15 protein-coding genes and 1 tRNA gene are annotated in these 12,966 nt (G+C 56.5%); 5 read left to right on the forward strand and 11 right to left on the reverse strand.

The window, feature by feature from the left end:
* Nucleotides 1-130: 130 nt before the first annotated feature.
* The 3 genes from F8N66_RS12575 (at nt 131) to F8N66_RS32120 (ending at nt 1,594) form a co-directional block, all read left to right on the forward strand.
* Nucleotides 131-739, forward strand: a complete 609-nt coding sequence (locus tag F8N66_RS12575) for a hypothetical protein (RefSeq protein ID WP_150770478.1) — start codon at nt 131-133, stop codon at nt 737-739.
* Between the two features lie 342 nt (nt 740-1,081).
* A complete protein-coding gene (locus F8N66_RS31470; RefSeq protein WP_191622982.1) occupies nt 1,082-1,240 on the forward strand; it encodes a hypothetical protein in 159 nt (52 codons plus the stop codon).
* 117 nt (nt 1,241-1,357) lie between these two features.
* Nucleotides 1,358-1,594: a hypothetical protein gene (locus tag F8N66_RS32120; RefSeq protein WP_150770914.1), complete on the forward strand. Its 237-nt coding sequence runs from the start codon at nt 1,358-1,360 to the stop codon at nt 1,592-1,594.
* 35 nt (nt 1,595-1,629) lie between these two features.
* On the opposite strand, the gene F8N66_RS12585 is transcribed toward F8N66_RS32120, so the two are convergent.
* From F8N66_RS12585 to F8N66_RS12620, 8 genes are all read right to left on the reverse strand, one after another.
* Nucleotides 1,630-2,115 carry a hypothetical protein gene (locus F8N66_RS12585; protein WP_150770479.1) on the reverse strand — a complete coding sequence of 162 codons (486 nt, stop codon included), beginning with the start codon at nt 2,113-2,115 and terminating at the stop codon, nt 1,630-1,632.
* Nucleotides 2,116-2,264: 149 nt separating this feature from the next.
* The gene (locus F8N66_RS12590; RefSeq protein WP_150770480.1) at nt 2,265-2,669 is read right to left on the reverse strand and encodes a DUF6632 domain-containing protein; all 405 of its coding nucleotides are present in this window, start codon (nt 2,667-2,669) and stop codon (nt 2,265-2,267) included.
* A gap of 295 nt (nt 2,670-2,964) precedes the next feature.
* Complete coding sequence (locus tag F8N66_RS12595; RefSeq protein ID WP_150770481.1) at nt 2,965-3,396, reverse strand: bleomycin resistance protein; 432 nt, start codon at nt 3,394-3,396, stop codon at nt 2,965-2,967.
* Between the two features lie 144 nt (nt 3,397-3,540).
* Nucleotides 3,541-4,491 carry an enoyl-CoA hydratase/isomerase family protein gene (locus F8N66_RS12600; RefSeq protein WP_150770482.1) on the reverse strand — a complete coding sequence of 317 codons (951 nt, stop codon included), beginning with the start codon at nt 4,489-4,491 and terminating at the stop codon, nt 3,541-3,543.
* A 931-nt stretch (nt 4,492-5,422) separates the two neighbouring features.
* Nucleotides 5,423-6,238: a DUF1206 domain-containing protein gene (locus F8N66_RS12605; protein ID WP_150770483.1), complete on the reverse strand. Its 816-nt coding sequence runs from the start codon at nt 6,236-6,238 to the stop codon at nt 5,423-5,425.
* An 89-nt stretch (nt 6,239-6,327) separates the two neighbouring features.
* A complete protein-coding gene (locus tag F8N66_RS12610) occupies nt 6,328-6,852 on the reverse strand; it encodes a DUF3833 domain-containing protein (protein ID WP_150770484.1) in 525 nt (174 codons plus the stop codon).
* Nucleotides 6,853-7,085: 233 nt separating this feature from the next.
* A complete protein-coding gene (locus tag F8N66_RS12615; protein ID WP_150770485.1) occupies nt 7,086-7,334 on the reverse strand; it encodes a hypothetical protein in 249 nt (82 codons plus the stop codon).
* A gap of 391 nt (nt 7,335-7,725) precedes the next feature.
* Nucleotides 7,726-7,813: transfer RNA gene (locus tag F8N66_RS12620), tRNA-Ser, on the reverse strand.
* A gap of 123 nt (nt 7,814-7,936) precedes the next feature.
* Here F8N66_RS12620 and F8N66_RS12625 point away from each other — a divergent pair.
* Nucleotides 7,937-8,608, forward strand: coding sequence for a Bax inhibitor-1/YccA family protein (locus F8N66_RS12625; protein WP_150770486.1), 672 nt, complete (start codon nt 7,937-7,939; stop codon nt 8,606-8,608).
* Between the two features lie 65 nt (nt 8,609-8,673).
* On the opposite strand, the gene F8N66_RS12630 is transcribed toward F8N66_RS12625, so the two are convergent.
* A complete protein-coding gene (locus tag F8N66_RS12630; RefSeq protein ID WP_150770487.1) occupies nt 8,674-9,111 on the reverse strand; it encodes an Lrp/AsnC family transcriptional regulator in 438 nt (145 codons plus the stop codon).
* A 135-nt stretch (nt 9,112-9,246) separates the two neighbouring features.
* On the opposite strand from F8N66_RS12630, the gene F8N66_RS12635 reads away from it, so the two are divergent.
* On the forward strand, nt 9,247-10,140 hold the full coding sequence (locus tag F8N66_RS12635) for a DMT family transporter (protein WP_150770488.1): 894 nt from the start codon (nt 9,247-9,249) through the stop codon (nt 10,138-10,140).
* Nucleotides 10,141-10,147: 7 nt separating this feature from the next.
* On the opposite strand, the gene F8N66_RS12640 is transcribed toward F8N66_RS12635, so the two are convergent.
* Nucleotides 10,148-11,188 (reverse strand): FUSC family protein, encoded by a 1,041-nt coding sequence (locus F8N66_RS12640; RefSeq protein WP_150770915.1) that lies wholly within the window; start codon nt 11,186-11,188, stop codon nt 10,148-10,150.
* Between the two features lie 44 nt (nt 11,189-11,232).
* Nucleotides 11,233-12,858, reverse strand: coding sequence for an NADP-dependent glyceraldehyde-3-phosphate dehydrogenase (locus F8N66_RS12645; protein ID WP_150770489.1), 1,626 nt, complete (start codon nt 12,856-12,858; stop codon nt 11,233-11,235).
* Nucleotides 12,859-12,966: the final 108 nt, after the last annotated feature.

The following is a 12,966-nucleotide window of genomic DNA, read 5'->3' on the forward strand; positions in this document are numbered from 1 at the left end:
TGTTTTGAGGGACAGCACTTTACGGGGGTGACGTTATCGAGGGTTGGGTTGCGGCTTGATACGAGCCGAAGGTAGTGGCTTTCTGATGGTACACTCAAGGCTCCTTCATCACTGTTCTGCAGGACGATTAATGGCTCGGAAAGCAATTGGAAAAACTTCAGAAAGAGCACTGCGCGCTGAATTCAATAAAAAGAACCCGCTCCCCAAGAAGTTGGAGTTTCTTGATGGCGTGAAATTCACGTCTATCGCCTATGTGACCCTGCCGGACAAGGTCAAGGAAAGCACGCTGATTGAATTCACGCCCAAACAGGTGCAAGAGCTGTTGGTGAGGCGTGAGGTCAGGTATGGCGGTGCGCTTCGTTTTCTAAATGACCGCAAGGTAAAGGTTAAGCCGGCACCTGTCGGAGAAGCGCTCAAGCGTGCGGGAGAGGTGATTGAGTCTCTACAGCAGGCCAACGCTGAGGCAGCGACCCGAATGGAAGAGCTCAGCGCTGAATTGTCGAAGCAAAAGCGTCGAGTCCTCAGTAAGGATCGGGAGCTTGGAGAGGCCCACATCCAACTGGCTAGCGCCAACGCAACGTGTGAGCGATTCGAATCTCAAATTCGTTCTTACAAAGCTCAAATTGAAGAGCTCCTGGGGCGTTCTACTTCCCCTGGAGGGCGGAGTCCAGCCGACGCCTGGGAAGAACATCAACCTGGCGGATGGCTGCATAAAACCAATTTGGGACGCCCCAAGTGAGTGTTCACTCTGAATTCAGACCCGCCATGCGCGGGTTTTTTATCGCCGGGGTCCCAGGCTCATCTCATTGATCAAATGCCGATGGACCACTGGTCACGCAGGTACCACGTTGCATTGCGCGGATTGAATGGGGGGCTTGAGCGGGTAAGGCAACCCGGCTGGTAGGCGATTCACGGCCTCCTCAGATCGGGGTTGCGCTTTGTTGGACACCTCGCAAGCTCGACGGCTGCCGTGATCGCTGCTCGGGCATGAGGGTGATACGTGTCGTTGTTGGGTGATCGTTGACCCAGGGAAAGGATCTACCTATACAATTCGCTCTTTCAATATTTGTTTCGGTAAGTCATGAGCGAAGAACGAGATATTCCCGAGCCCGAGCACGACCATCTGCTCGATCATGAGTTTCATGATGACGAGTCATGGGGCGAAGAAGATGCTCAGGCAATTTTTGACGAAGAAGACGATGACGTTGATTTTCTTGATCAGATAGATCAAGAGGACTGACGGAGGGGGGCGCGATTTTTTTGACGGCAGTTCTAAATCGTCATCAGCCGATCTTCAAACGAGTTACTGAAGCGATTCAAGGTCGCTTCGTAAGCCGGAAATCAGGCGCGGGTCTATCTGCTGGTGCTGGCGGGATGCGCGAGCCAAGAGCCAGCGGTTCGGACTGTTCGGGTCGAGGTGCCGGTATTGGTTGCCTGTAAAACCCAGGAAGTTATTGTGCCACCCAGGGCAGCCGCCGGACTGATGAAAGCGGATTCGCTTGAATTGAAGGTAAGGGCGCTGCTGGCTGAGCGCCGGCAGCGGATTGGATATGAGAGGCAACTTTGGGCGGCAGCAAATGCTTGCAATCCATAAGCTCTGACTTACAGGCGGCTTTTCACCTATGACAGTTACTCTGTATTCCGGGTTTTTGGCGCATTGGTTTGTTTATGCTTGACGAAAGCTTTTTCCAGCAAATAGTACGTGAGGATAATCAGAAGTAGATTTGCCGGTAAATTATTGTCCGCTGATAAAGCTCCGCCTGTCACGGCAGTAAAAATTCGAACTGCAATCAACGAGCAGAAAAATAAGCCGAACTCGGCTTGAAGGGAAACCTTAGCCTTCCTGGGAGGCACGCTGTCATAAAAGGTGGTTCCAGAAAGCTTTGAGGCAAATACAAAAAAGAAATACAACGAGGCATACATGAAAAACATACTAGGCCTGTTGCGGTCAGTAGTCTCCATGTGATTTACCCATGCCAACATGCAAGATATGAGTATTGTTCCACTAAAATCCTCCACAAAGTGAACCACTTGTGGAAGTCTCTTTCCTATCCAACTGATGCTGAGATGTAGGATTGCTGAAACCACCAAAATCCCGAATATCGCTCCGATCATGCTTATTTCCCTAGCTTTGCGGCGAGTCAGCCAAGGTCGCTATCGGCGAGTGATGAAGTAACTTGAGTGTCGCCCGCTAGCGAACAGCCAATCTGGACCTGCGGCGTACAGCGGGTCTGATCCACCTGGTCTGCGCAACAAAATCGCTCTTAGACCCCATTGTGTGTCCGGGGCCGAGCGGCCAATTGCGAGCGGTGCGTCAAGATGGCCAAGGCAACCGCCACGATGAAGAGCGCCGGCACGTCACCTGCCAAGTGCCCCATTTGCCCCGGCTGGGTGACCGCCTGGACGGCCATGATGCCTCCGTGTACGGCACTGGACCACACGGTGAACCAGATCAGGCTCAGATTGGCTATTGGATCACGTGCGGCCAGGATCAAGAACACGCCAAGTGTGGCGTAGATGCCAACGATCATCATCGGGTAGTCCGAGTGACCGACGTGCCAGGCCCAGCCGGACGGCCAGAACAACATCAGTGGGTAGAGAGCAAGGCACGCGAGGCCAGCCAAAACAAGAACGACGCGCAAATACCTGAGGCGATCGACTACGGTCATGGCTGACTCCTTTTTGGGCCTTCCTCTAAATAAACCCCGAGTGAGGTGATAACGCCTTCACGGGCTTGATGGATAACATTCCTTGTTCTGTCGTCTATCCCTGACCAGGCCGGGCATTGTGACAGTCGGGTGACCGCTGAAAGGGTTGATACAACATCAATCTGCTCAATCAGTTCCGGCACTAGACCAAGCATAGCTACCCATTTGCGATCGCTCCGTCCACCGACTGCTTCTGGCCGATTGATGCCTGCCGCAAAGGGCAGTTACCGACCCATAACTGACAGTCGCCTCAGATTCAGATTGAGCAAGTCGGTCGCTCACCCAATCGCTCCACCAACCTTACAAGATAACCGTCGGGATCCTGGACGATGAATTCGCGCTGGCCTACTTCTACATTGTCAGCTCGATACCAGGTGTCTTTGCATTCTCGATAGAGTGCACATCCAGCCTGATCAAGCTGTTGGATGATGGGTGCGACAGCCTCAACATCAATCTGTAGGTTGATGCCTCTTCCAAATGGCTGGGTCAACGGTGCGGCCAGCCATTGACCCGCGTCTGAATCAACCTGTTCGAGCATTATTTGAGCACCCTTCAAATCAAGGTATGCAAATCCATCTTCCTGGCGTTGATAAGCTACTTTGAACCCCAGACGAGAAACCCAAAAAGCCAGGCTGGTATCCAGGTTGGTGACCATTAACTCCGGTACCAGTTTGTTGCGTTCGAACATGAGATGACTTCCATTTCAAAAGGCTCGTTTTTGCGGGCGGGCAGGTTCTGCGCCGTTGGCTTCGACACCACGATCCGGTGCTGGAATAAAGGGCTAAGCTTGGCCCAGCCCTGGTAAATCCACAATGTTGCGATCTTCTGCGCCTTAGTTTTTCTCGGCACTGACCTGGCCGGTATACTTGGGCAGATTAATTTCCACATCAGCTTTTTGTTGCAGGCCTAGTTCCATAAGGCGGCCGATATGGTGTTGGGCGGCAGGGCGTCGAACAGAGTTGAGAAAAGCGGGCCATTCCTTTCCGACGTCTTCGTTTGAAGGGAGGGAAGCTACATTCACCAGTTCCTTGATCTCGCCCAGAGATTGCTTGTCGAAGGTGGCGATGCGGCGGGCCAGAGCATCGACGAAGCTGTTCAGCTCGTTTTCGGGAAAGCTGCGGTTTACGTAACCATAACGCTCGGCCAGCTTGCCGTCGATGTCGTTACCGCTTAGCAGGACCTCTAATGCACGGCCGCGGCCGATAAGACGTGGCAGGCGCGCCATTGGGCCTCCGCCTGGGACAAAGCCGGCGCCAATTTCAAATTGGGAAAGCACTGCCTTGTCGCTGGCAAAACGCATATCGCTGGCCAGGGCCAGTTCGCTCCCCACGCCAGAGGCGCGGCCGTTGATCATCGCGATGGAAACCACCGGGGACTTACTCAGGCGTACCAACATGTCCGGAAGCGGCGGCAGGCCGGTCTTCCCGTTGGGCATATCCAGGGTCCGCTCCAGGGGCTCCGCGAAGTCGTAGTGGGTCAGGAAAAAGCCAGGCACCTTGCTTTCAAAGACCACCACCTTGAGTTTGGGGTCGCTTTCGATCGCGCTGATTACCTTCTCGAACTGTAAGGTAGAGTCCGGGCCATATATGTTGAAAGGCGGGTTGTTGATCTGCACTCGCCAGTATTCGGGGCTGACCTTATCAATGAGAAACTGGTTGGGGGAGGAACTGGCGGATTTGGGGGGGCTGGCAGTGTCGGCAGCAAGGGCTTGACCAGCCATTGTGGTGCCGCCCAGCAGCATAGTGAAAGCGAGAGTGGCGCTTACGATACGTCGTGATTTCATAATGGTGGAACTCCAATTTTATGGAATGAACAGCGATGAATTAACCTGAGTTCCGTTCAGGACCACGAGCACCAGTTGATGCTCGAATTAGCAGTACCGTTTTGGCAAAGACAGGCGCGATGTGGTCACGTTAATGCTCAACTTTGTGATACCCCCTTCTGCCGGCCAGCCAACATCGCCGGTTTTTTTTATGGAAAATTGAACTTGGCTGTGCTTCTGGAGAACGATGGGGTCACTATATTTATGATGATCATCAAGATAAACGGACGATCTGAAATATCAGTTTATACATGGCGTAACTAATCAGCTGAAACTTCAGGAGGGATGGGCTATCGATTCCGAAGTGGCGATTGGGGAATTGCCTAAGCGCTTCTGATCTGCTCAGTGCTGCTGCCGCAATTCATAGAAAGCTGCCTGTGATGTGTGTCTAGGAGTGTAGTGCGGTTCACGGAGCTTGCTCGACAGGCTGCATCTGATCTCCAAGGCGAGGCGGCTATGCAGTGCATATGAACGCAGACCAAGGGAGAAACTGCTCCGGAGCACGCCTTTGTATGGGCCATGCTCGTTTGTACCAATGCTCGTGGTTTAGGGCGTTAAGCCGAGATCGCTAACGTACGAAACGTAGCTTTATCAGTTTGTTCATGCACGACGGCTGCTTCGATAGTTCACAGAACACCACCAGGGACAACAACGATGGCACCTAGTCGTCTTTTCAAATGCACAAGGGAAAGGTCGAGGAGAGCAAGTGGTTCAATAATGCGTCGGAAGGCTGGGAGCAGCTTGTGCGACTGTTCAACGCCCATATCGTGCGCCGCGTCATTCGCCGCGCCGAACTGCACGCACTAACAGGGGAGGGGCATCTTTTCGTGGTAACCCGCGCCAGGCATACCGCCGTAGCGATACGCGAATACCTCCGCCACCAGCACGTCGACTACGATCCAGATACTCCCGGCACATCCATGTTTATTTTGCGCCAGGCAGCTTCGGAAAAGCTGTAGGCCGAAAAGGCGATTAAACCCAGAGCCATCACCATCAAAATCAAAGCTCCCGCTGGCAGGTTCTGAAGAGCATCAAGGGCCTCCTTCATGCCGGGCGGATCCGTGGCTTTATACCGGGAACCGCTTATCGTTAAAAGCAGGGCGATCTCGATAAAAACCACTCCTCGGGCGATGAGTCCAAACCGGGACACCGGGCGTATATAACGCATTACGTCTTCATCAGCCTCAAAGTACTTATCGAACGACGCCTTCCAACCCTTGAAGATGTGAGCAACGCCTACGCCTAGCGGGACGAATGCCACAAGATAGATCAACACGTTTGAGTGATCCCAGGACAAAAGATGCGCCAGTAAATCCTTTGTCTCCCCACCTCCGGAATTGCCTGAACTGCGAACGCCGCTGATAAGTAGACCCAATGCAAAAAACGCAAGCGCACCGTTGACCACACCTCCCGCCAACAAACCTGCACGAATCACCAAACCCTTGAGTTGTGTACCGTGATGATCGACGTCGCGAATCGCTTGCAGCACTCGCCACCCGGCAAAGGCGAGCAAACCAGCCACGACCAGCCCGACGAGGACATATCCGAATGGCTCGCTTAACAACGCCTCAAGGCTTTTTTGACCGTCCTTCGGTCTGGTCGAGTCCTGAGCGGCCAGCAGTGCGAAGATTCCAATGATCAGATAAAGAACACCCCGAGCGGCATATCCGCCCCGAGCGAGCATGACAAGGGTGTGTTGAGCGGACATTGGATTATTTCCAAGGAGTTATGTGAGAACAGACTCATCGCTGCGCAAGGGGTTCGATAATCCGACTCGTTTGGACGTTCCTGGCGACCTCAAGGCTGCTTGCGGAAGAACAAGGTGATCTGCCCTACCTCTACCCCGAACTTGGTCATGAACGAACGATTGATCATGGTGTTCTTGTCCATAAGGTACATCCAGTCGTCTAAGTGAACCTGGTACTCCTTGCCATCCACCGGAAGGTTCAGCACATATTTCCAGCGCAGTGCATTGCCTGCCACCTCTCCAAGCGCCTCGCCCACCACGTCGCTAGCGGTTCCGCGCCATTGGCCAGGGCCAGCAGGGGTCAGCGTCCACACCCGTTTTTGCTTGGTACCATCGCTGTAGGTAAACGATTCGTCGAGGATCAGCCTGCTGCCTGCGGAGTGGCCATTGATCACCACATGGAAGCGCTTGGTTACCTCGCCTGAACGCTTTTGAAACATACCCCAAGCTTCAACCCGGCCCTCGAAGAATTCACGCAACTCAAGCGTGGGCGTCTCCTGGCTGTAGGTATGCACATCCACCCGGCTGCAACTCGCAAGGCAAATGCATAGCAGCATTATCCATATCTTGAGCATGAGCATTTCCTCAACGATCACCGAGCCATTTAAAGCTGAGTCATAGCAAGTAGCTTTGGTTCAGTGCGGTGCAAAATGGGGATAGATTTATTTTTCCCTGGATTAGACATCCGCTTTTGGCCGATCAGGGCCTGTCGCGAAGGGCCGTTACCAACTTATTGCAGGTGGTTGTGACATCGAAGGCAACGCCGCGTGAGGAAGCTAGGGCGTATAGCCCTAGCAGATAACAAATATCACTTTTTCTTTTTAGCTGACTTTTCTGCTTTCTCTGATTTCTTAGCCTTTTCTGGCTTGCTATCAGCTTTTTTTGCAGATTTCTTGGGTATGGCATCTTTTTTCTTGTCTTTCTTTTCGGAAGATTTCGAAAGAGCCGAGGCCGCAGCTGATTTCTTTGCCGGTGACGATTTCTTGTCTTTCAACACCATGCTGGCTTTTGAAGACTCGCCTTTACTTTTCTTCTCGTCCTTAGCCACGTTGACCACCTCTCGGAGTGTGCCGGTATAGGCACATTGCCTGTGGGAATGCCCACACGCTGATCATTAGGCGAGCGCGCCCAAGAGCGGTTCCAAATTTTTCACATGCACCGACCTTTCGAGTCTGCAGCCGGTAGTCGTCACTCCGGCGCTACGTCGCTCGACCCAGTTCGACAGCTCCATGATGGCGGCCTCTAGGGCGAACTGCTTTTCGTGGTCGGCGTAGCACCAGGTTCTATGAAGGATTTTTTACGATTGGCAGGACGCCGGGAGAGAGGAAAATCAGGAAATTTTTGTAGCGGTTACCAAATAGTTTTGTAACGCATCGAAATCAGCAGGACGCAAACTAAACCACAGAAACGACAAAGCCCTGAATAATCAGGGCTTTGTCGTATAAAGATGGCGGAGGCGATGGGATTCGAACTCATGGACCTGTTACAGTCGACGGTTTTCAAGACCGTTGCCTTAAACCACTCGGCCACACCTCCGTTTGCGTTGCGGGCGCCATAATACCTGAATGAAACACACTGTCAAACTCTCTGCATAGCTTGTTACAGAGCGTCTGTTATGATCTTTGCGACTGAACGTTTCAAACCAACAGGAGTGTCGCCATGCGCGAACAGGATTACGCAGTGAATAGCAGCGTGCAGGCTGAGCAGCTAGAGGTTAGCCGCGTCCTGCGCAACACATACGGCTTGCTGGCCCTCACCCTCGCATTCAGCGGTGTGATGGCCTTCGTGGCCCAGCAGATGCGTGTTGGCTACCCGAACATTTTCGTGGTGCTGATCGGCTTCTACGGCCTTTTCTTCCTCACCAACAAACTCCGTGATTCCGCCTGGGGCCTGGTGTCGGCATTTGCCCTGACCGGTTTCATGGGTTTCCTGCTCGGCCCGATCCTCAACCGTTACCTGGGCATGCAGGGCGGCGCTGAAGTGGTCAGCTCGGCCTTCGCGATGACGGCGCTGGTGTTCGGCGGTCTGTCGGCCTACGTGCTGATCACCCGCAAGGACATGAGCTTCCTCGGCGGCTTCATCACCGCGGGCTTCTTTGTCCTGCTGGGTGCGACGCTGGCCAGCTTCTTCTTCCAGATCAGCGGTCTGCAACTGGCGATCAGCGCAGGTTTCGTGCTGTTCTCCTCGGTCTGCATCCTGTTCCAGACCAGCGCCATCATCCACGGCGGCGAGCGCAACTACATCATGGCGACCATCAGCCTGTATGTATCGATCTACAACCTGTTCATCAGCCTGTTGCAGCTGTTCGGCATCATGAGCCGCGATGACTGATCGGCAGCCTTGAATGAAAAACCCGCTCCGGCGGGTTTTTTATTGCCCGGGATTTGCGCAAGTGGCTAGGCCATCGGTGGCAACCGGCGTTTGACCGGGGTTTTCTTGACGATCGCGGTGTTGGTTTCCGCATGGGTGTTGAGGCGGTCGAGCAGGGTGTCCAGTTGCTCCATCGAGCGCACGTGCAGGCGGGCGATGAAGCAGTCGTCGCCGGTGACCTTGTCGCACTCGGTGAACTCGGGAATGGCCATAATCTGCCGCTCCACTTCCTGCAATTGGCCCGGCAGGGGGCGTACGCGCACGATGGCCTGGAGTTGATAGCCGAAGCATTTCGGGTCGATATCGACGGTATACCCCTTGAGCACGCCGCGTTCTTCGAGACGGCGCAGGCGCTCGGCAACACTGGGGGATGACAGGCCGCTGATCTGTGCCAGGGCCTTGAGCGAGCGTCGCGAGTCTTCCATCAATGCCGAGATCAGCACTTGGTCGATGTCATCGGTCATGGCAAATCCTCGATTAGGCCATTAATCAAAATCGCCTTGATAAAAAAGGCAGATACCGAGTTTAGCCTGATTTTTGCGCTGGAGATGCGCCCCGGCTGATTGGCATACTTTGCTCAAATACAGAGGAGTCTGAAGATGGACAACACAATACGTCGCGGCTCGTTCGAAATGACCGCCGCCATGTTGATTTCCGGCACCATCGGCTGGTTCGTGCTGGTGTCGGGGCAACCGGTGCTGGATGTGGTGTTCTGGCGTTGCCTGTTCGGCGCGGGCACCTTGCTGCTGATTTGCGCGGCCTTTGGTTTCCTGCGTCCTGGCATCCTGACCCGCACCACGTTCCTGTTGGCGGTGCTCAGCGGCGTGGCGATCGTCGGCAACTGGGTGCTGTTGTTCGCGTCCTATTCCCGCGCCTCGATTGCCATCGGCACCGCGGTCTACAACGTGCAGCCGTTCATGCTGGTGGGCCTGGCCGCGGTGTTCCTCAACGAGAAAATCACCCTGCAGAAACTGGCGTGGCTGGGGGTTTCCTTTCTCGGGATGCTGGCGATTGTCAGCGCGCATGGCGGGCAAGGTGAGGGCGGTAATGAATACCTGATCGGCATTGTGCTGGCACTGGGTGCGGCGTTTCTTTACGCGATTGCCGCGTTGATCATCAAGCGCCTGACCGGCACGCCGCCGCATCTGATCGCGCTGATCCAGGTCAGCACCGGCGTGCTGTTGCTCGCACCCTTCGCGCACTTCTCGGCGCTGCCGCAGGCACCAGGCGCCTGGGCCAGCCTGGTGACGCTGGGCATCGTGCACACCGGCGTGATGTACGTGCTGTTGTATGGCGCGATCCAGAAGCTGCCGACGGCACTGACCGGTGCGCTGTCGTTCATTTATCCGATTGCGGCGATTTTCGTCGACTGGTTTGCCTTTGGCCATCGCCTGGAGCCGCTGCAGTGGATCGGGGTTGCCGCGATATTGCTGGCCGCCGCCGGGATGCAGCAAGGCTGGAGCCTGAAAGGGCGACGCACAGTAACGCAGTAGGCCGGCGTCAGATGTTCCAGTGCGGCGCGGTCCTGGCCAGCCGCTGGCGCATCTCGCCGAGGTTGGCGGCCAGTTGTTGAGTCAACAGTCGGTAACCGTCCAGCGCGTTGTAGACCGGGGCATCGAGGCTGACGGCCGGCAGCTCCATGGAGCGACTCAGCCGCTGCGTGGCGCCGGATTTCAGGGCCCGGGCCATGCCGATCAGTTGCACGCGAATCAGCCGATGTTCCGCCTTCAAGGTCGATTGCAGGTGAGCCATGGCGGCGGGGTCGCTGGCATCCGGCCGGGTGTTGCCGAGAATCTCCAGGGTGCTGACACACAGGCGCAGGTGACGTTGAATAGCGTCGAGTTCGGTCATCGAGATCTTCACTTCCTTGGAGACCGAGGGCATCAGTGAACGCAGTTGCACCATCACCGTGTTCAAACGGCCCATCAGCTTGAGGTGCTCGTCGGCCGCAATGGGCTCGCCGTTGATGACCCGTGCGTAGATCGACGCGCAATCGCGCAAGGCATCAGCCAGGTTGTAGCGCCAGGAATACACCGCGTAGAGCGGCAGGGCGAAGGAGAACGCCAGGGCCAGCGCGATGCCGATCAGGATGTCCACCCCGCGCCACAGCCCGTCGGAGACCGGATTGTCACCGTGCCCGGCGACGATGAACACGGTAATGCCGGCCAGCAACGCGGTGTATCCGCCCTTGCCGATGGCGTGGTAGGAGAAAAACCCGCAAATCACCGCCATGGCGAAATAGGTCAGCCACTGCAGGCCGAGCCAGGACTGTTGCACCACCAGCACCAGGCCGATCGCCGCCCCCACCAGGGTGCCGATGGCCCGTTCGGCGGCTTTTTTGCCGATGTTGCCGTGGTGCTGCAAACCGCCGATCACCACCAGCATCGTCACCGATGCCCACTCGCCGTGGGGCAGGTGGATGCCGGTGGTCAGCAGGATCGTCGCCAGTAACCCGAGCGACACGCGCACCGCATGGATCATCCGCGCGTGGCGATAACGCTGGTAAGGGTCCAGCAACGGGCGCAGCAGCCGCCGCAGCAGCGGTGGCAGTCGATGGGCGATCAATGTACTCAGGCCGGACCTCCTCAGAAAATGTAGTCAGTGGTCAGGAAACTCGAACTGCGCCCGCTGATGATCTCGCTGATCAGGTCCTTGTTGGTCTCCTGGAATTTGGTCGCCACCAGCGTGCGGATCGAAAACACCCGCAAGGCGTCATGCACCGACAAGGTGCCCTCGGCGGAGTTCTTGCGGCCATTGAATGGGTAGGTGTCGGGACCGCGCTGGCACTGGGCGTTGAGGTTGATGCGCCCGACCTGGTTGGCGAAGGTATCGACCAGGCGACCCACCGCCACCGGGTTGGTGCCGAAGATGCTCAATTGCTGGCCGAAGTCCGACTCCAGGACGTAGTCGATCACCGTGTCCAGATGGCGATACGGCACGATCGGCACCACCGGGCCAAACTGCTCTTCCTGGTAGACGCGCATCTGCGGGGTCACCGGGTACAGCACCGCCGGGTAGAAGAACGATGCACGGGCCTCGCCGCCATGGGGATTGACCACTTTTGCGCCTTTGCCGACGGCATCGGCCACCAGCGAATGCAGGTAATCGACCTTGCCGGACTCCGGCAGCGGCGTCAGGGCCACGCCGCTGTCCCACGGCATGCCGGGTTTGAGTGAGGCCAGTCTAGCGTTGAATTTCTCGATGAAGGCGTCGACCACGTCTTCATGAACGAAGAGGATTTTCAGCGCGGTGCAGCGCTGGCCGTTGAAAGACAGGGAGCCGGTGAGCGCTTCGGTCACGGCGTTGTCCAGATCCACCTCCGGCAGGACGATGCCGGGGTTCTTCGCATCCAGCCCCAGCGCCGCACGCAGGCGATGCGGGCGCGGGTGCAGTTTCTTCAAGTCACTGGCGGCCTTGTTGGTGCCGATGAACGCAAAGATATCGATCTGGCCGCTGGCCATCAGCGCGCTGACGGTTTCGCGGCCGCTGCCGTAGATCACGTTGATCACCCCGGCCGGGAAGCTGTCGCGAAACGCTTCCAGGAGCGGGCGAATCAACAGCACGCCCAGCTTGGCCGGTTTGAACACCACGGTGTTGCCCATGATCAGCGCCGGGATCAGCGTGGTGAAGGTTTCGTTCAGCGGATAGTTGTAGGGGCCCATGCACAACGCCACGCCCATCGGCACGCGCCGGATCTGGCCGAGGGTGTCCTGCTCCAGTTCGAAACGGCTGGAGCGGCGGTCGAGTTCCTTGAGGGCGTTGATGGTGTCGACGATGTAGTCGCAGGTGCGGTCGAATTCCTTTTCCGAATCCTTGAGGTTCTTGCCGATTTCCCACATCAGCAGCTTGACCACCGCCTCGCGTTGTTCGCGCATGTGCTTGAGGAAGGTTTCGACATGCTGGATACGCTCGGCCACGCGCATGGTCGGCCACAACCCCTGGCCGCGGTCGTAGGCGCGGACGGCGGCGTCGAGGGCGGTCAGGGCGGTGTCGGCATCGAGCAGCGGCGTGCTGCCGAGGATGATTTGCTCGTCGCCTTGCGCGCCGCTCAGGTACACCGGGCTGCGCACCACCGCGAGGGGGCCCGGCCAGGTTTGCAGGATGCCGTCGACCAGGTATTCACGCTGCTCGATCTGGCCGTCGAGGCGGTACTTTTCCGGGATGCTGCCGGCCTCGGGAAACAGGTTGCCAAGCAGATCTGCTGTGCTCATGTCGCTACCCCGTATCAATTGGCGAGCCTGCCCCCTGTAGGAGCGAGCATGCTCGCGATGGTCTTGAACGATGACGCGGGCTATCAGGAACCCCGCGGCGCTTAGGTG

The sequence above is a fragment of the Pseudomonas fluorescens genome, from assembly GCF_902498195.1.
Classification (GTDB): domain Bacteria; phylum Pseudomonadota; class Gammaproteobacteria; order Pseudomonadales; family Pseudomonadaceae; genus Aquipseudomonas; species Aquipseudomonas fluorescens_BU.